We start from the raw sequence: 17,800 nt of genomic DNA on the forward strand, positions 1-17,800 counted from the left end.
CAGTCTTTGGATCTCCAACAAGAGAACAACATGAGCCAGACATTCGATATTCAGCAGGCGGCGGTAATCGGTGCAGGCACCATGGGCCGGGGCATTGTCATGTGCCTGGCCAATGCCGGCGTGACGGTGCAATGGGTGGATAACAATCCACAGATGCTGGCGCAGGCGCTCGCGACCGTGGCCGATACGTACGCACACAACGTACGTCAGGGTCGTATTGATCAGGCCGAAGCCGATGCGCGTCTCGCCCGGATCAGCGCAGCGCCGGATTACGTGGCGATCCGTAATGTCGATCTGGTGATCGAGGCGGTCTACGAAAACCTTGAGCTCAAACAGAAAATCTTCCGTGAACTGGATGGCGTGCTCAAGCCTGAAGCGGTGTTGGCGAGCAACACCTCGGCGCTGGATATTGATGCGATCGCGGCGGCTACCCAGCGTCCCGAGCAAGTACTGGGTCTGCATTTCTTCAGCCCGGCGCACATCATGAAACTGCTCGAAATCGTTCGTGGCGCGCGAACTTCGCCTGCGGTATTACAAGCGGCTTTGGCGCTGGGCAAGCGCATGGGCAAGGTCAGTGTGGTGTCGGGCAACTGCCACGGCTTTATCGGCAACCGCATGCTGCATCCGTATGTACTGGAGGCGCGCAAGATGCTGCTCGAAGGCGCTTATCCACAGCAGGTGGATGCGGCGTTGCAGGGTTTCGGTTTTGCGATGGGGCCGTTTCGCATGTACGACGTGGTCGGCATTGATCTGGAGTGGCGTGCGCGTGAGCTGGATGGCAAGGGCCAGGATGCGCCGGAGGTCCAAGTGGATAACCGCTTGTGCGAGATGGGCCGGTTTGGTCAGAAATCGGGCAATGGTTATTACCACTACGAGCCGGGCAGTCGTCAGGCAGAGCATGATCCTGAAGTGGATGCACTGGTGTTGCAGATCAGCGAGGGGCTGGGTTTTCAGCGTCGTGAGATCGGCCCGGAAGAAATTCTTGAGCGTTGCCTCCTGGCGCTGGTTAACGAAGGCGCGAAGATTCTGCAGGAAGGCATCGCCGAGTCGGCCCATGACATTGATCTGGTGTATCTGAACGGTTATGGCTTCCCGGCGGACAAGGGCGGACCGATGGCGTGGGCGGATCAGCAGGGGCTGGCGGATATTCATCAGCGTTTGCTGGCGCTGGAGACGCGGCAGGGCGATCACTGGACGCCGGCGCGGTTGATTGCTGAGTTGGCGGCGCAAGGCAAGGGGTTTGCTGACCGTTGAATGAAGTGGCGCCTGTATCAGCGCCTTCGCGGGCAAGCCCGCTCCCACAGGTAAAGTGGTCGTTCTCACGGTCAGCGTGAGAACGATCAATACGAGAACTACGCATGAACCAACGCACTGACTATCCGCACTTCCAGCCCATCACCACACGCTGGCACGACAACGACGCCTACGGCCACGTTAACAACGTCACTTATTACAGTTTCTTCGACACCGCCGTGAACACCTACCTGATTCAGGTTGGCGGGCTGGATATTCATGATGGCGAGGTGGTCGGTTTTGTGGTCAGTTCGGCGTGCGATTACTTTGCCTCGATCGCTTTTCCGGATCTGATCGAGATCGGCCTACGGGTCGGCAAGCTGGGCAATAGTTCAGTGCAATACGAACTGGCGGTGTTCAAGGTTGGCGAAAGCGAGGCTTGTGCGGCCGGGCGTTTCGTCCATGTGTTTGTTGATCGTGCGAGCAATCAACCGGTGCCGATTCCTGCCGGGTTACGCGCAGCGCTGGAACGATTGGTGGTGTGAAAAAGGCAAAAAAAAATCGCAGCCCGAGGGCTGCGATTTTTGTTCAAGCATTCGCCTTAACGGTGGCGATAGTACTTGTGATGCTTGCGATGGCCATAGGCATGGCCGCGACCACGGTGGTCGTCGCGATAATAGCGACGGTCGTCACGGCCGCGATCATAGCGACGATCGTCGTCATCGCTCTTGTTGCCCATGTAGTTGCCCAGCGCGCCACCGGCACCGCCACCTGCTGCGGAGCCGATCAGGCTGCCGGTGGTGCCGCCCATGCTGCGGCCGACTACGTTACCGCCGGCCGCGCCCAACGCACCGCCAATGGCGGCTTCGCCACGGCTGCGTTTGTCTGCGCCGACCGCACTACCACCCGCGCCGCCCAGGGCTGCGCCGATGGTGGAACCTGTATTGCCGCCTAAAGACTGACCGACGACCGAGCCAAGAACCCCGCCCAATGCGCCGCCCACACCTGCTTCGGTGGTGCCTCCGGCAGAAGCGAAGCCACTGACCAGGCCAAGGGACAACAAGAGAATCGAGGAGAACTTCATAGATGAGCCTCAAAGGGATGACGGCGCCGATCCTGAGGCTGTGGAACAAGGCTGACAATCAAAATCCGACGAATAACACGACTTGTATACAATTGTGCAAGTTACTGTTTTTTATGCGGAACTTAACCGATTTTCGCCGGTCTTTAGCTACTTCGGACAGGCCGCTTTTGTGAAAAAGCGGCCTTTTTTGTGGGCGATGGAAACGCAAAAACAAGAGCTGATCGTAACCACGCTCTGCGTGGTTATGCATGCTTGGACGCTCAGCGTCTGATATTGGGACGCGGAGCGTCCCGGTCTGCGTTCCCACGCGGAGCGTGGGAACGATCAACAAACAGGAGTCCTTCGGCCTCCAGCGGGAGCAAGCTCCCTCGCCACAGTGGTCCGTGTGTATCAGGCCGACTTGGCCATGATCAACCCAGTCTCACTCGCCGCTTCCAAGCGGATCGCAATGAACTTCGACGTCGGTGTATGGCTGCCATCCCCGGTGCTTTCCAGCGGCACCAGCGGGTTCACTTCCGGGTAGTACGCAGCGGCCTGCCCTGCAGGGATATCAAACGCCAACAACGTGAAACCCTTCACCCGACGCTCACGACCGTCATCCCAGATCGACACGATGTCAGCCTTCTGCCCCGGCCGGAAGCCCAGGCGAATGATGTCGGCCTCGTTGGCGAACAGCACGTCGCGCTGGCCTTTGACCCCGCGATAACGATCGTCGAGGCCATAAATCGTGGTGTTGTACTGATCGTGGGAGCGCATCGATTGCAGGATCAAGTCCGGCAGTTGCCCGGTGGCGCGGGTGCGTTCGTGGACAAGATCTTTCGGCAGCAGGTTCGCACGGAAATTGGCGCGGCCTGACGGCGTATTCCACTTGCGTGCGCCGGCGCTGTTGCCGAGGTAGAAGCCGCCCGGGTTCTTGATCTTCTCGTTGAACTCCTTGAAGTTCGGGATGGTGTCGGCAATCAGCTCACGGATACGCCCGTAATCGGCCACCAGCCAGTTCCAGTCCACCGGTTTGCTGCCCAGGGTAGCGGCGGCGATGCCGGCGATGATCGACGGTTCCGAGCGCATCTGGTTCGACAGTGGCTGCAACTGACCATTGGAGGCGTGGACCATGCTGAACGAGTCTTCCACGGTGACCGCTTGCGGGCCTTCGGTCTGGATGTCGATGTCGGTACGCCCGAGGCACGGCAGGATCAGCGCGTCTTTGCCGTGAGCCAGGTGGCTGCGGTTGAGTTTGGTGCTGATCTGCACGGTCAGGTCGCAATTGCTCAGTGCCGCGAACGTGCGTGGGCTGTCCGGCGTGGCTTGGGCGAAGTTGCCGCCCAGACCGATAAAGACTTTGGCGCGGCCCTCGGCCATCGCATGGATCGCCTCGACCACGTTGTGGCCGTTGTGACGCGGCACCTTGAACTGGAAGCGCCGCTCCAGCGAATCAAGGAACGCCACGGGCGGACGCTCGTTGATGCCCATCGTGCGGTCGCCCTGCACGTTACTGTGGCCGCGCACCGGGCACAGGCCCGCGCCCGGCTTGCCGATGTTGCCGCGCAGCAGCATCAGGTTGGCGATTTCCTGAATGGTCGGCACCGAATGGCGGTGCTGGGTGATGCCCATCGCCCAGCACATGATCACGTTTTTGCCTTTGGCGTACATGCGTGCGGCTTGTTCGATCTCCACGAGGGTCAGGCCGGACTGCGTGACGATCTGCTCCCACGGCGTATCGTCGACGACGCCGAGGTACTCCAGCACGTTGGCGCTGTGGGCGTTGAGGAAGTCATGGTCGAACACCGCCAGGGTGCCGGCCTTCTGCGCATCACGCTCCCACTGCAGGAGGAATTTGGCCATACCGCGCAGCACGGCCATGTCGCCGCCGAGTGCCGGGCGGAAGTAGGCGGTGTTGGTCGGCTTGTCGCCGTTGGTGAGCATTTCGATCGGGTGTTGCGGATGCTGGAACCGCTCCAGTCCACGCTCTTTCAGCGGATTGATGCAGACCACCTGAGCGCCGCGTTTCACCGCTTCACGCAGCGGTTCAAGCATGCGTGGGTGGTTGGTGCCGGGGTTCTGGCCCCAGACGAAAATCGCATCGGCGTGTTCGAAATCGTCGAAGGTCACGGTGCCTTTGCCGACGCCGACACTTTGCGCCAGTGCAACACCGCTGGCCTCGTGGCACATGTTCGAGCAGTCAGGGAAGTTGTTGGTGCCGTAGGCGCGCACGAACAGTTGATAGAGGTACGCCGCTTCGTTGCTGGCGCGGCCCGAGGTGTAGAACTCGGCCTGATCCGGGCTCGACAAGCCTTGCAGGTGTTTGCCGATCAGCGCGTAGGCGTCGTCCCAAGCAATCGGCTTATAGCGATCAGTCTCGGCGTCGTAAACCATCGGCTCGGTCAGGCGACCCTGATACTCCAGCCAGTAATCGCTCTGTTCCAGCAGCGAAGTGACGCTGTGCTTGGCGAAGAATTTGGCATCGACGCGGCGCTTGGTAGCTTCCCAGTTCACCGCTTTGGCGCCGTTCTCGCAGAACTTGACCATACCGCTTTCCGGCGAATCGCCCCACGCGCAACCCGGGCAGTCGAAGCCGCCGTTCTGGTTGGTCTTGAGCATCATGCGCAGGTTTTTCAGCGCGTTGTCGCTGGTCAACCAGGCCTGAGCCACGCTGATCAGCGCGCCCCAGCCGCCGGCTGCGCCTTTGTAGGGCTTGTAGCGCGGGACAGGTTTCTGGTCGGCTTGATGATGTTGGCTCACGCTTGATTCTCCATCGCGGGGCTATACACCCGCGGCGCACTTTTCTGCGGCAGGTGGATGAGATTGAGGTTGTGTCGCCGGGCCCATTGCACGGCAAGGCCGGTCGGCGCGGACAGGCTGACCAGGGTCTGGATGCCGGCGCGCAAGACTTTCTGGATCAATTCGAGGCTGCAACGGCTGGTGACAATCGCCAGGCCGCCGTCTGTAGATATCTTCTGGCGGATCAGCCCGCCGATCAGTTTGTCGAGGGCGTTGTGCCGGCCAATGTCTTCTCGGCCCAGCAGCAATTCGCCGCTGGCGTCCATGAACACCGCTGCATGTACCGCGCCGCAATGCTGACCGAGCGGCTGGAAGGCGCCGATGCGCTGGCGCAAACCGTCAAGCCAGGCAATCGGTGGCAACGGCGCACCCGGCAATACCTTAAGGTCGGGCAGCGCCTGTTCCACGGCTTCGACGCCGCACAGGCCGCAACCGCTGGTGCCGGCCAGTTGCCGACGCTGGGTCTTGAGATTCCAGAAGGCGCGGTTGGCAATCGTCACTTGCGCGTATTGCGCTGAGCCTGCGCCGGTCAATTGCAGGTCATAAATGTCGCTGGCGTCCTCGATGATGCCGCTGCCGAGGCTGAAACCGACGATGAAGTCCTCAAGGTCGGTCGGCGTTACCAGCATCACGGCCTGACTGATGCCGTTGTAAGCGATCGCCAGCGCGACTTCCTCGGCCAGCGCGGTGCTGGCCGATTCCACAAGGGGTAAATCGCTGTAACTGTAGGTCTGGCTGGCGGCGGGCGCGGGCGTTTCGAGTGCTGGCGCCGCGCAGGCTGGGCGCTTGGCGTTCATGGCATCACCGACGGTTTGATCAACGTTAAGACTAGGCGCGGCAAGATGTCGCGTCTAATCGCTAATGTTGATCTACCGATAGATGCCGTCGATCAAGAGTCGCCTGGCGATTTTTGATACAGGGCGAAACAGGCCTCGGCCAGTGCTGAACGCGGCGCACCACGGCGCATGATCAGCCCCAATGGCGCAAGGGTTTGCGCGTTTTCGATGGGCTGCAGGCGCAGGTGATCGGTGAGTTTTTCGAGGCCGCCGTCCAGTGGCATGATCGCGCAGCAAAAGCCCCCATGCACGGCTTGTAACAATTGATGGACAGCATCGGTTTGCAGCAATGGCTGCGGGGTCAGACCCCGGCTGTGGAAGTTGTGGTCGATGGACTGGCGAAAGTGCATGCCACTGGTGAGCATGCCCAGCGGCAGTTCGATCAGCGATTCCCAGCTCAACGGCGCCTCGCCGAAGGTGAAAGAGCGCTGATCGTAGAGCAGACCCATGCGGGTTTCGCTGAAGGCCAATGATTCGAAGCGCTCGTTGTCGAGACGATCGAGATAGGAAACGCCCAAGTCGATGCGGTTGTTCGCCAGGTGTTCGAGGATCTGCTCGGAGCTCAACGCCGACATTTCAAAGCGCAGGTTCGGATGCGCGGCATACAGGCGTTGCATCAGCGGTAACGGATCGAAACTCGACAGCGGCACCACCCCAAGCCGCAGTGTGCCGATGAGGTTGCCGCGACACGCCGCCGCCTCGGCGTGCAACCCGTCATAAGCCGCCATCACCGACCGCGCCCACGCCAGCACGCGCTCACCCGGCGCGGTAAAACCTTCAAAGCGCTGGCCGCGGTTGACCAGCGGCAGATCGAGTTCTTCTTCGAGGCTGCGCAAGCGCATCGATAACGTTGGCTGGGTGATGTGGCACCGCGCGGCGGCCTGGCCAAAGTGGCGGGTTTCGTCGAGGGCGATGAGGAATTTCAGCTGCTTGATGTCCATCTTCGCTCCGGAGGGTGTTGGCGGGGTAGGCGATTCTACCGCTTGGGGGTGGCAGGGTCATTGGTCGGCTTGGAACCGGGTTTGTCTGGCGTGGTCTAGGCTTGGACGTCTGGAACCCAAATCAAGGAGTGTGCGCTATGAGTCTTTTGAGTTTTGTGAAAGAAGCCGGTGAAAAGCTGATCGATCTGCTGACCCCGGGCAATGCCAATGCCAGCGAGCAGTTGAAGGAACACATCAGCAAGGTCGGACTGGGCAATCCGAATGTTCAGGCGACAGTGGACGGCGACAAGGTGACGGTCACCGGTGAGGTGGCGAGCCAGGAAGAGAAAGAGAAGATTCTGCTGGCGGTGGGCAACATTGCCGGGGTTGGCAGTGTTGATGACCAGATCACCGTGAGCGGGCCGGTTGTGACTGCCGCACAATTTGTTGTGGTCAAATCGGGCGATACCCTCAGCGCGATTTCGCTGCGTGTGTACGGTGATGCCAACAAGTATCAAAAGATCTTCGATGCCAACAAGCCAATGCTCAAGGATGTGAACAAGATCTATCCGGGGCAGACGCTGCGTATTCCTGAGTAACCCGCAAGATCCTGTGGCGAGGGGATTTATCCCCGATGGGCTGCGTCGCGGCCCCTGCTTTTTTTCGACTGCTGTGCAGCCGATCGGGGATAAATCCCCTCGCCACAATGGATTTTCATAGGTTGCAGATGAGGTCGCGGTAATCTTCGACCGCGGAAAATTCGGCCGTGTCTTTCGGGCCTTTGCGGCTGTCCGGCTCTTTGACCGCGAGCAAATGCGCCACACCGAAATCCCGCGCACTGCGCAAGATCGGCAGAGTGTCGTCGATAAACAGGCTGCGTGCCGGATCAAAGCGGATATCCGCTTGCAGGGCATCCCAGAATTGCGGGTTCTCCTTCGGGAAGCCGTAATCATGAGAGCTGATCAAACGCTCGAAATAGGGCGCCAGTTCAATCCGCTCCAGCTTCAACGACAACGAATCACGGTGCGCATTGGTGATCATGATCACCCGTTTGCCGGCCCGTTTGAGTGCCTCCAGAAACGTATCCGCATCCGGGCGCAAGGCGATCAGGTGCGCGGTTTCCTGCTTCAGTTCGCGCACCGAAAGCTTCAACTCCGTGCTCCAGAAGTCCAGGCAGTACCACTGCAATTGCCCGGCATGGCGCTCGAACAGCGGCTGCAACTCCATTTCCGCCATTGCCCGGCTTACCCCATGCAGCTCGGCATAGCGCTGGGGCAGGTGTTCCAGCCAGAAATGGTTGTCGAAGTGCAGATCCAGCAGCGTGCCGTCCATGTCCAGCAGAACGGTATCGATGTCGGACCAGGGTAATGAAGGCATGGCAACGTCTCGAACGGTAGAAAGATATCCGACATAAACAATCGGGAAAGCCGCGTTATAGTAGCGCGTTCACGCCAAGGAGCTTTGCATGCGCCAGAAACCCACCGTACTCGCCCGCGAGATCGTCGCCACCAGTCGCCTGTTTTGCGTCGAAGAACTGAAGCTGCGTTTTTCCAATGGCGTCGAGCGCACCTACGAGCGTCTGGTCGGTAAAGGTGCGGGCTACGGCGCGGTGATGATCGTGGCGATGCTCGATGCCGAGCATGCAGTGTTGGTCGAGGAGTATTGCGGCGGCACTGACGAATACGAATTGTCCTTGCCCAAAGGCCTGATCGAGCCGGGTGAGGATGTGCTGGCGGCGGCCGAGCGTGAGCTCAAGGAAGAAGCCGGTTTCGGCGCGCGGCAACTGGAGCATCTGACCGAGCTGTCGTTGTCACCCGGCTACATGAGCCAGAAGATTCAAGTGGTACTGGCCACTGATCTTTATGAGGAACGTCTGGAAGGCGACGAGCCCGAGCCGATGCGCGTCGACAAGGTCAGTCTGCGCGAGTTGTCGGCGCTGGCGCAGAATCCGCAGTTTTCCGAAGGTCGCGCATTGGCGGCCCTTTATTTGACCCGTGATCTGCTGAGTCAGCGCGGCGTTTTCAATTATGAGTGAGCACTCGATGAATTTCCCCAACCCGTTGATGGCCCCGGTAGTTGAGCTGGCATTGCGCGCGGGCGAAGCGATTTTGCCGTTCTGGCGCTCAGGCGTTGAAGTCACGGCCAAGTCCGATGACTCGCCGGTGACCGCCGCCGATCTGGCGGCGCACCACCTGATCGTCGCCGGACTGACAGCGCTCGATCCGAGCATTCCGATCCTGTCCGAAGAGGACGCCAATATCCCGCAAGGCGTGCGGGCCGGTTGGCAGCGCTGGTGGCTGGTGGATCCGCTGGATGGTACCAAGGAGTTCATCAGCGGCAGCGAAGAATTCACCGTCAATATCGCGCTGATCGAAAACGGTCGGGTGGTGTTTGGCGTGGTGTCGATGCCGACTAATGGTCGCTTCTATGTCGGTGGTAGCGGGCTCGGTGCCTGGCGTTGCGATAAGGGTGGCACGCCGGTTTCGATTCAAGTGCGTGACGTGCCTGGGCCAGGTGAAGCGTTCACTGTGGTCGCCAGCCGTCGACATTCCAGTCCCGAGCAGGAACGCCTGCTGGCCGGATTGAGTGCGAATCTGGGTGAGCTGCAATTGGCGAATATCGGCAGTTCGTTGAAGTTTTGTCTGGTGGCTGAGGGCGCGGCGGATTGCTATCCGCGACTGGCGCCGACTTCGCAGTGGGACACGGCGGCGGCGCAGGGTGTGCTGGAAGGCGCGGGCGGTGAAGTGTTGGATTTGCGCGGTAATGCGTTCTGTTATCCGGCGCGGGAATCACTGCGCAACGAGTTCTTTCTGGCGCTGCCGGCGAAGGCTGCGTGGCGGGCGAGATTGTTGGAGTTGGCCCGGGGGTAAGTGGCCTGATCCTGACGCCAGACCCTCACCCCAGCCCTCTCCCGGAGGGAGAGGGGGCCGATTGGGGGATATTGGAGGGATACACCGACTTGAGCGAGCTGTGCTGAATCCATAACCGCCGCCGATCTTTCAGGTCGATATCTGACGCAAGACCCTTCGGTCAGTCCCCTCTCCCCCCGGAAGAGGGGCTAGGGTGAGGGGCTCTTGGGCTTTACCGATGCAGGACGTACTGCCCGCTGAACCTCACCGCATCCTCATCACTGCGCGCATTAACAATCCGCGTATTCAGTGTCAGCCGCGCCCGCCCATATCGCCGATACATCGCCAGAAACTTCTTCCACATCGCTGCATCCGGCGCCGGGCAAATCGCCGTGGCATCCCCCGTCACCGGCAGCGGATAGCTGATCTGCCCCTCCTGAATGACGATGTGCCCGTCCTCGATCCCTTCTTCCTTCAAGCGCAAATGCAACCAGCCCCAACCGGCCAGCACCGCGCCGCAGTAGAGGCTGCCGCCGAACATGGTGCTCTTGTGATTGACGTTGGGATCCAGCGGCAGGTGCAGACTCAACTGCTGCTCACGCCAGTCGAGCACTTTCAGGCCCATGTCCCGGGTCAACGGGATGTCGTGATGGAGAACGGACTCCAGATATTGTCTGTGATCGGTCATTCGCTCTCTTCCCCATGGCTGCTGTCGCCGAAGTTGAGGCCATGCTTGCGCAGTTTGTCGTGCAAGGTCTTGCGCGGAATGCCCAGGGCTTCGGCGAGGCTGCGCACGGAGCTGTGCGAGCGCGCCAGTTCGGCGGCAATCAACGACTTCTCGAAGTTTTCCACTTGCTCGCTGAGCCCGCCGCCGATGACTTCCACGGTAGCAACGCCGTCTGATCCACTGTTGTCCAGCGCCAGTTCCAGGCCGAGGGCGAAACGCTCGGCGGCGTTTTGCAATTCGCGGACGTTGCCCGGCCAGGTATGGCGCAGGAGCAAAGCGCGTTGTGCCGGTTGCAATTCGTGGGGTGGCAAACCGTGACGGGCGCTGGCTTCATCGGCGTAATGCTGGAACAGCACCAGCGCATCTTCGCCACGCTCGCGCAACGGTGGAATGCGCAGCGGTGCGACATTGAGGCGGTAATACAAGTCGGCGCGGAAACGGCCCTGATCGGCTGCTTGACGCAAATCTTCCTTGGTCGCGGCGATCACGCGGATGTCCAGCGGGATCAGTTGATTGCCGCCCAGGCGTTCGACGACGCGCTCCTGAAGCATGCGCAGCAACTTCACTTGCACGTCCATGCTCATGCTTTCGATTTCATCAAGGAACAGCGTGCCGCCATTGGCGAATTCAAACTTGCCGATCCGGCGTTTTTGCGCACCGGTGAATGCGCCCGGCTCATGCCCGAACAGCTCGCTTTCCACCACCGATTCGGCCAGCGCGCCGGCGTTGATCGCCACGAACGGACCGTTACGGCGGCTCGACAAATCATGCAGTGCGCGGGCGACCACTTCTTTGCCGGCGCCGGTTTCGCCAAGGATCAGCACGTCAGCCTTGGTCGCTGCCAGTGCGCCGATCTGCTCGCGCAAGCGCAGCATCGGCGTCGAATGGCCGACCAATCGCGCGCTCAATTCGTTGCGATCACTGAGGGCCAGACGCAGGCTGCGGTTGTCCAGCACCAGGCGGCGCAGGGCCAAGGCGCGGCGCACGCTGTCGAGCAGGGCGTCGCTGGCGAAGGGTTTTTCGAGGAAGTCGTAGGCACCAGCGCGCATCGCCTGCACGGCCAGCGGCACATCGCCGTGGCCGGTGATCAGCAGCACTGGCAGTTCAGGGTCCTGAGCGTGCAATTCGCTCAACAATTCCAGACCGTCCATGCCCGGCATGCGAATGTCACTGACCACCACGCCGGGCCAGTCACGCTCCAGTTGCGCGGCGAGGCCTCTGGCTTCGGACAACTGAAGAATTTTCAGGCCGGCCAGATCCAGGGTCTGGCCGAGGGCCTGACGCAGGTGCGGATCGTCGTCGATCAACACTACCTGAATGCGATTGTCGATGGTCATGCACTTCGATCCTCGGACGGTTGCAGGCTGACCCCGGGCGCACCGGCGCGCAGCCGCAGGGTAATCAAGGCGCCGCCCTGTTTGTGGTTGGCGAACGACAGTTCACCACCGAAGGCGCGCATCAGCGTTTCACAAATGGCCAGCCCTAGACCAAGGCCCTGCGTGCGGGTCTTGGTGGTGTAGAAAGGTTCGCTGGCGCGGCCAAGAGCTTCCATGCAGAACCCCGGGCCATTGTCGCGAATGTACAGATTGACGCCCTCGGCGGTGGATTCGGCACTCAGCCACAATTTACGCGGCGGGCCTTTTTCGGTGAGGGCGTCGAGGGCGTTAGCCAGCAGGTTGCCGAGTACCTGGCGCAAACGGGTTTCGCCGGCCTCGACCCACAGGGTGGCGGCGGGCAGATCGCGGATCAGTTCGACCTCCATGCTGCGGCGACGTTTCGCCAGCAGTGCCAGCGCATCGTCCAGCGCCGGTTGCAGGGCGACGCTTTCCGGGGCGTGGCGATCGCGGCGAGCGAAGGCGCGCAGATGTGCAATGATCGAGGCCATGCGCCCGGTCAGTTCGCTGATCAGCTTGAGGTTGCCGCGCGCGTCATCGGTGCGCTGATGATCGAGCAGCACTTCGGCGTTTTCCGCATAGCTGCGGATCGCTGCCAGTGGCTGATTGAGTTCGTGGCTGATACTCGCCGACATCGTGCCCAGTGCCGAGAGTTTGCCGGCCTGCACCAGATCATCCTGGGCGCGTACCAGTTCCTGTTGGGCTTGTTCGCGCTCCAGCACTTCCTGTTTCAAGCGCCGGTTGAGGCCTTCGAGGTCGCTGGTGCGTTCGGCGACCCGACCTTCCAGCTCCCGTCGCGCCTTGGCTTCGAAGGCGATGCGTTCCAGATAGTGACGGCGGCGCTGCATCATCAGACCGAGCAACAGCATCACCACCAACAGCGTGGCGCCGCCGATGGCTACGACGGTGCGCACCGGCCGGTCGATCAGCGTGCGCGGGGCAAGGATGCTGACGCTCCAGCCGGTTTCGGCGATGTCGTGGGTCTGGGTGAGCCAGGCATCGGGGCTGAGATTGAGTGGGCGTGGTTCGCGGGTCGGGTAAGGCTGGATCGCAGTGATCGCCGCTCGCTCGGCGTCACTCAAGACACGCGTCGAGCGGAAGCGCCATTCCGGACGCGAGGTGAGGATGACCACGCCGTTATGGTCGGTCACCAGCAGTTGTTCCGGGGTTTTGCCCCAGAGGCTTTCGGTGTGGTCGAGATCGACCTTGATCACCAGCACGCCAATGATCTTTTCGCCATTGCGCACGGCGGCGGCGAAGAAATAACCACGCTTGGCAGACGTTGTGCCAAGACCGAAGAATCGTCCGAGGCGTCCGGCCATGGCTTCGCTGAAATACGGCCGGAACGAGAAATTGCGGCCGACGAAACTGTCGTGTTTGTCCCAGTTCGACGCCGCCAGCGTTTGGCCGTTGGTGTCCATCAGGTACATCACTTCAGCGCCGGTCTGCGCACTGATGTTTTTCAGCAGGCGATTGGCATTGCCTTGGGTGACACCATCGTCCGGTGCCCCCAGTACCGCGCGCAGGGCTGGCAGGTCGCCGAGGATTTGCGGCAGTACTTCATAGCGGTGCAGGGTGCCCAACAGGTTGGCGACATACAGGTCGAGCGTCTGGCGGTTCTGACCGGCCAGTTCGCTGCGGTAATAGCGCTCGGCCAGATGTTCCAGCGGCCACAGTAGCGGCGCCAGACACAGGGCCAGCAGGGCGAGGCTGCGCCAGCGAGGTCTGCGGGGGAGAGATGGTTTCATGAGCGTGCGCCTGTGGGGACAGGCGCATTATGCCCTTGCTCCCTACGAACTGCCTGCGCGTCGATCATGCCGCGTTAAAAACAGGCTCGTAATGCTCGTTTAGGCCCCTGAACTCCGCTTATTCGCCTGTTTTTGCCTTGCCAGATCGCCGCTCGGCTGGTTTTCGCAGGGGCTCGATGGCTCAGGCGAAGACTTCAGCGTCCTTGAGCAGGGCTGCTGCCTGATCCTTGGCCGACAGCGTCGGCGCTTCGTCCAACTGCCAGTCGATACCCAGAGCAGGGTCGTCCCAGCGAATACTGCGCTCGGACGAAGGGTCGTAGTAGTTGGTGGTCTTGTAGAGGAATTCAGCGAACTCGCTCAGTACCACAAAACCATGGGCAAAACCTTCCGGGATCCACAGCTGACGATGGTTGTCAGCCGACAGGCGCACTGCTACCCACTTACCGAAGTGCGGCGAGCTGCGGCGGATGTCCACGGCCACATCCAACACTTCACCGGCGGTCACGCGGACCAGTTTGCCTTGGGTGTTTTCAAGCTGGTAATGCAGACCACGCAACACACCTTTTTGCGAACGCGAATGGTTGTCCTGGACGAACTGTGTATCCAGACCGGTCGCTTGCTGGAACCCCTTGGCGTTGAAACTCTCGTAGAAGAAACCGCGCTCGTCACCAAACACCTTGGGTTCGATGATCAGAACACCGGGCAGATCGGTGGTGATTACATTCATGAGGATTGTCCAGTGTTAGGTGTGGATTGCTGACATTCTTGCGCAAAGTATTGGTTAGTGCGAGTGAGAACCGCGACGGGATACTCATTCGACTTCACCCCAATACCAATGTTGTTCTTCATAGGTCTGGCCTTCTTGATATTCAACATGGTAGCGCAGGCCTCTCTCTGCCACGTCCTGCGGCAAGACGAGTCTCCACTCTTTACCAGCCTTTTAGCGGTTTTGATGTATCTGTCACATGGAAACCATGTCAGGGCAGGCAGAGAGGGTCGTCGTTCGACAATCGATAGCCTGTTCCGTTCGGGACATACGCAGGCGAAGCGCTGCGGGACATTTCGGTAATGGTTTCTAGTCGATAATGGTTTCTGGCTGATGACATTCAAGCGTCTCAGGTTGAACAGTGAAGCCTTCAAACACAATCTGAAAATGTTGTGGGAAAAGTTACCCGGAGTGCTCTCGGTGCAGCGTTACGCCCTTGATTAGATCGATAGTCGGTACAAGGGGTTGCGTCTCGCCGGAAGCAATGGCGATATAGGCGCCTAATAAAATTTCAGGGGTCGTTTCATGCCGCTCGCCACGTTGATTCATCGCGCCAGTTTGCCCAGTCCGCAAATTTGTGAAGAGCAGGCGCTGCAATGGCTGGCGGAGCATTACGGGCTCAGTGGCACGTTGCAGGCCCTTGGCAGTCAGCAGGATCTGAATTTTCGTGTCGACAGTGCGCGCGGGCGCTTTGTGCTGAAGATCTGCCGTGGCGATTACGCCCTCGTTGAGTTGCAGGCCCAGCACGCCGGGCTGAAATATCTTGCCGAACATTCTAACGTCAATGTGCCACGGGTGATTGCGGCCAATAACGGCGAGGACCTGCTGTCACTGGAGGTCGGTGGCGAAACGGTGCATGTGCGGCTGCTGGATTACATCGAAGGCCAGTCGCTGACCCACCTCGATCATTTGGGCAATACCGTGGTGGCCGGGTTTGGTCGGCTCTGTGGCGAGATGGATCTGGCGCTGGCCGGGTTTGACCATCCGGGCCTTGAGCGCACGTTGCAGTGGGACGCACGCCATGCCAGTGCATTGATCAGCCATTTGCTGCCGGTGATCAACGACGAGCAGCAACGCACGCTGATTGCCGATGCCGCCCAGCAGGCCGAAAGCCGCTTGCGACCCTTGCTCGACAAACTGCCGGTGCAGGCCATCCACATGGACATCACCGATGACAACGTGGTCTGGCAGCGCGACGCCCAGCGCCACTGGCAATTGCAGGGCGTCATCGATTTTGGCGATCTGATACGCACGTGGCGGATCACCGATCTGTCAGTGACTTGCGCGGCATTGCTGCATCACGCCGGCGACGATCCTTTGGTGATTTTGCCGGCGGTGCAGGCTTATCACTCGGTCAATCCGCTGCAACGCGAAGAACTCCAAGCGCTGTGGCCATTGATCGTCGCGCGTGCGGCGGTGTTGGTGCTCAGTGGCGAGCAGCAGGTCAGCATTGACCCGGGCAACGCCTATAGCCGCGACAATCTCACCCACGAATGGGAAATCTTCCGCGTCGCGACATCGGTGCCGCTGGCGCTGATGGAGGCGGCGATCCTGACGGCGGTGGGGCAGAGCTTGCCGGCGATCAACGGCGAAGGTTTTGCACCGTTACTCCCGAGTCTGGTCGGGCGCGAATTCGCGCTGATCGACCTTGGCGTGCTGAGCCCGCATTTCGAGGCCGGCAATTGGGAGCAGGCAGGCATCGATCAGCGCCTGCTGACGGAAGCGGCGGCGGCCCATGGCCTGGCGGCGAGCCGTTATGGTCAGTACCGTTTGTCGCGCACCCGGCCCGACAGCGCCGAGCAACCGGAGACCTTCGCGCTGCACGTTGAATTACGCGTACCCGATGGCACAGCGGTCGAAGCGCCGTTTGCCGGTGTGTTGCATCAAACGGCGGACGGCGTGCTGCAACTCGATGGCCCGCAACTCAGTGTGCGGCTGTGGGGCGTGACGCCTTCACTGCACAGCGGCGCGGCACTGGTCAAAGGTCAGGTGCTGGGCGCGGTCAGCGGGCCGTTGATCGTGCAGTTGAGCCGAGGTGCGCAACTGAACGCGCCGCTGTTCTGCACGCCTTCCCATGCCCCGGCCTGGCAAGCACTGTGCCCATCGCCCGCCGCTTTGCTGGGACTGGCCTGCGATGCCGAACCGGAGCTGGACGCGAAAACCCTGCTTGAACGCCGCGATGCCAGTTTTGCCCGCACGCAGAAACACTACTATGTCGACCCGCCGCGCATCGAACGCGGCTGGCGCAATCACCTGATCGACATGCAGGGCCGCTCCTATCTCGACATGCTCAACAACGTCGCGGTGCTCGGTCACGGTCACCCGCGCATGGCAGCGGTCGCGGCCCGCCAATGGTCGTTGCTCAACACCAACTCGCGGTTCAACTATGCGGCGGTCGCCGAGTTTTCCGAGCGCTTGCTGAAGCTTGCGCCGCAAGGCATGGACCGGGTGTTTCTGGTCAACAGCGGCAGCGAGGCCAATGACTTGGCGATCCGTCTGGCGTGGGCCTACAGCGGCGGGCGCGACATGATCAGTGTGCTGGAGGCCTATCACGGCTGGACGGTCGGCGCCGATGCGGTATCGACGTCGATTGCCGACAACCCCAAAGCCCTCGAAAGCCGCCCGGACTGGGTACATCCGGTGACCGCGCCGAATATCTATCGCGGGGAATTCCGGGGTCTCGATTCGGCGCCGGAATATGTGCGCAGCGTCGAGCATCATCTGGCGAAAATCGCCGAGCAGAAACGCCAACTGGCTGGGTTTATCTGCGAACCGGTGTACGGCAATGCCGGTGGTATCTCGTTGCCGTCGGGTTACCTGCAAGCGGTGTATGCGAAGGTCCGCGCGCTGGGCGGCGTTTGTATTGCCGATGAAGTGCAGGTCGGTTACGGGCGCATGGGCCATTTCTTCTGGGGTTTCGAAGAGCAGGGCGTGGTCCCCGACATCATCACCATGGCCAAAGGCATGGGCAACGGTCAGCCATTGGGTGCGGTCATCACCCGTCGGGACATCGCCGAAGCGCTGGAGGCGGAAGGCTACTTCTTCTCGTCGGCGGGCGGCAGTCCGGTGAGCTGCCAGATCGGCATGGCGGTATTGGACGTCATGGAAGAAGAAAAACTCTGGGAAAACGCGCAGGTGGTCGGTGGCCATTTCAAGGCACGGCTCGAGGCGCTGATCGATAAACATCCGCTGGTGGGCGCGGTGCACGGCTCAGGGTTCTATCTCGGGCTTGAGTTGATCCGCAATCGCCAGACGCTGGAGCCGGCGACCGAGGAGACGGCGTTGCTGTGCGATCGCCTGCGCGAGCTGGGTATCTTCATGCAGCCGACCGGTGATGACCTGAACATTCTCAAGATCAAACCGCCGATGGTGACGTCGCGCCAGAGTGTGGATTTCTTTGTCGACATGCTTGATCGCGTTCTAACCGAGGGTCTGTAAACCCTGCAAATCCCCTGTGGGAGCGAG

The 17,800-nt window shown here is 60.8% G+C and carries 15 protein-coding genes; 6 read left to right on the forward strand and 9 right to left on the reverse strand.

Annotation, left to right across the window (positions count from 1 at the left end; all coding sequences use genetic code 11):
* The first annotated feature begins 30 nt into the window (after nt 1-30).
* Together ACVVH8_RS01425 and ACVVH8_RS01430 are read left to right on the forward strand one after the other, a co-directional pair.
* Nucleotides 31-1,254 carry a 3-hydroxyacyl-CoA dehydrogenase gene (locus tag ACVVH8_RS01425; protein WP_475228163.1) on the forward strand — a complete coding sequence of 408 codons (1,224 nt, stop codon included), beginning with the start codon at nt 31-33 and terminating at the stop codon, nt 1,252-1,254.
* Nucleotides 1,255-1,358: 104 nt separating this feature from the next.
* Complete coding sequence (locus ACVVH8_RS01430) at nt 1,359-1,778, forward strand: acyl-CoA thioesterase (protein WP_103304151.1); 420 nt, start codon at nt 1,359-1,361, stop codon at nt 1,776-1,778.
* A 56-nt stretch (nt 1,779-1,834) separates the two neighbouring features.
* Here the strand turns inward: ACVVH8_RS01430 and ACVVH8_RS01435 are convergent, their stop codons facing one another.
* The 4 genes from ACVVH8_RS01435 to ACVVH8_RS01450 all read right to left on the reverse strand — a co-directional run bounded on the left by ACVVH8_RS01435 (nt 1,835) and on the right by ACVVH8_RS01450 (nt 6,872).
* Nucleotides 1,835-2,317: a glycine zipper domain-containing protein gene (locus ACVVH8_RS01435; protein WP_103304152.1), complete on the reverse strand. Its 483-nt coding sequence runs from the start codon at nt 2,315-2,317 to the stop codon at nt 1,835-1,837.
* A 390-nt stretch (nt 2,318-2,707) separates the two neighbouring features.
* Nucleotides 2,708-5,056, reverse strand: a complete 2,349-nt coding sequence (locus tag ACVVH8_RS01440) for an FdhF/YdeP family oxidoreductase (RefSeq protein WP_475228167.1) — start codon at nt 5,054-5,056, stop codon at nt 2,708-2,710.
* Complete coding sequence (gene fdhD / locus ACVVH8_RS01445; protein WP_103304154.1) at nt 5,053-5,892, reverse strand: formate dehydrogenase accessory sulfurtransferase FdhD; 840 nt, start codon at nt 5,890-5,892, stop codon at nt 5,053-5,055. The genes ACVVH8_RS01440 and fdhD overlap by 4 nt, the downstream gene beginning before the upstream one ends.
* A 92-nt stretch (nt 5,893-5,984) precedes the next feature.
* Nucleotides 5,985-6,872: a LysR family transcriptional regulator gene (locus ACVVH8_RS01450; protein WP_103304155.1), complete on the reverse strand. Its 888-nt coding sequence runs from the start codon at nt 6,870-6,872 to the stop codon at nt 5,985-5,987.
* Between the two features lie 137 nt (nt 6,873-7,009).
* Between ACVVH8_RS01450 and lysM the strand changes: the two genes are divergently transcribed.
* Complete coding sequence (gene lysM / locus ACVVH8_RS01455; RefSeq protein WP_016986405.1) at nt 7,010-7,450, forward strand: peptidoglycan-binding protein LysM; 441 nt, start codon at nt 7,010-7,012, stop codon at nt 7,448-7,450.
* Between the two features lie 115 nt (nt 7,451-7,565).
* Here the strand turns inward: lysM and yrfG are convergent, their stop codons facing one another.
* The gene (yrfG, locus tag ACVVH8_RS01460; protein WP_103304156.1) at nt 7,566-8,228 is read right to left on the reverse strand and encodes a GMP/IMP nucleotidase; all 663 of its coding nucleotides are present in this window, start codon (nt 8,226-8,228) and stop codon (nt 7,566-7,568) included.
* 88 nt (nt 8,229-8,316) lie between these two features.
* On the opposite strand from yrfG, the gene nudE reads away from it, so the two are divergent.
* Nucleotides 8,317-8,886 carry an ADP compounds hydrolase NudE gene (gene nudE, locus ACVVH8_RS01465; protein WP_475228169.1) on the forward strand — a complete coding sequence of 190 codons (570 nt, stop codon included), beginning with the start codon at nt 8,317-8,319 and terminating at the stop codon, nt 8,884-8,886.
* A gap of 7 nt (nt 8,887-8,893) precedes the next feature.
* Entirely contained in the window at nt 8,894-9,721 is an 828-nt protein-coding gene (gene cysQ, locus ACVVH8_RS01470; protein WP_475228170.1) for a 3'(2'),5'-bisphosphate nucleotidase CysQ, read from the forward strand.
* A 211-nt stretch (nt 9,722-9,932) separates the two neighbouring features.
* Here the strand turns inward: cysQ and ACVVH8_RS01475 are convergent, their stop codons facing one another.
* The 4 genes from ACVVH8_RS01475 to rfbC form a co-directional block, all read right to left on the reverse strand.
* Nucleotides 9,933-10,388 carry a YiiD C-terminal domain-containing protein gene (locus ACVVH8_RS01475; protein WP_315445230.1) on the reverse strand — a complete coding sequence of 152 codons (456 nt, stop codon included), beginning with the start codon at nt 10,386-10,388 and terminating at the stop codon, nt 9,933-9,935.
* Nucleotides 10,385-11,764, reverse strand: coding sequence for a sigma-54-dependent transcriptional regulator (locus tag ACVVH8_RS01480; protein WP_315445231.1), 1,380 nt, complete (start codon nt 11,762-11,764; stop codon nt 10,385-10,387). The genes ACVVH8_RS01475 and ACVVH8_RS01480 overlap by 4 nt, the downstream gene beginning before the upstream one ends.
* Entirely contained in the window at nt 11,761-13,569 is a 1,809-nt protein-coding gene (locus ACVVH8_RS01485) for a sensor histidine kinase (RefSeq protein ID WP_103304161.1), read from the reverse strand. The genes ACVVH8_RS01480 and ACVVH8_RS01485 overlap by 4 nt, the downstream gene beginning before the upstream one ends.
* A 181-nt stretch (nt 13,570-13,750) precedes the next feature.
* Nucleotides 13,751-14,296, reverse strand: a complete 546-nt coding sequence (rfbC, locus tag ACVVH8_RS01490) for a dTDP-4-dehydrorhamnose 3,5-epimerase (protein ID WP_213027243.1) — start codon at nt 14,294-14,296, stop codon at nt 13,751-13,753.
* Between the two features lie 564 nt (nt 14,297-14,860).
* On the opposite strand from rfbC, the gene ACVVH8_RS01495 reads away from it, so the two are divergent.
* Entirely contained in the window at nt 14,861-17,773 is a 2,913-nt protein-coding gene (locus tag ACVVH8_RS01495) for an aminotransferase (protein ID WP_475228173.1), read from the forward strand.
* The last annotated feature ends 27 nt before the right edge of the window (nt 17,774-17,800 follow it).

Source organism: Pseudomonas trutticola BRTCR10 (genome assembly GCF_056155105.1).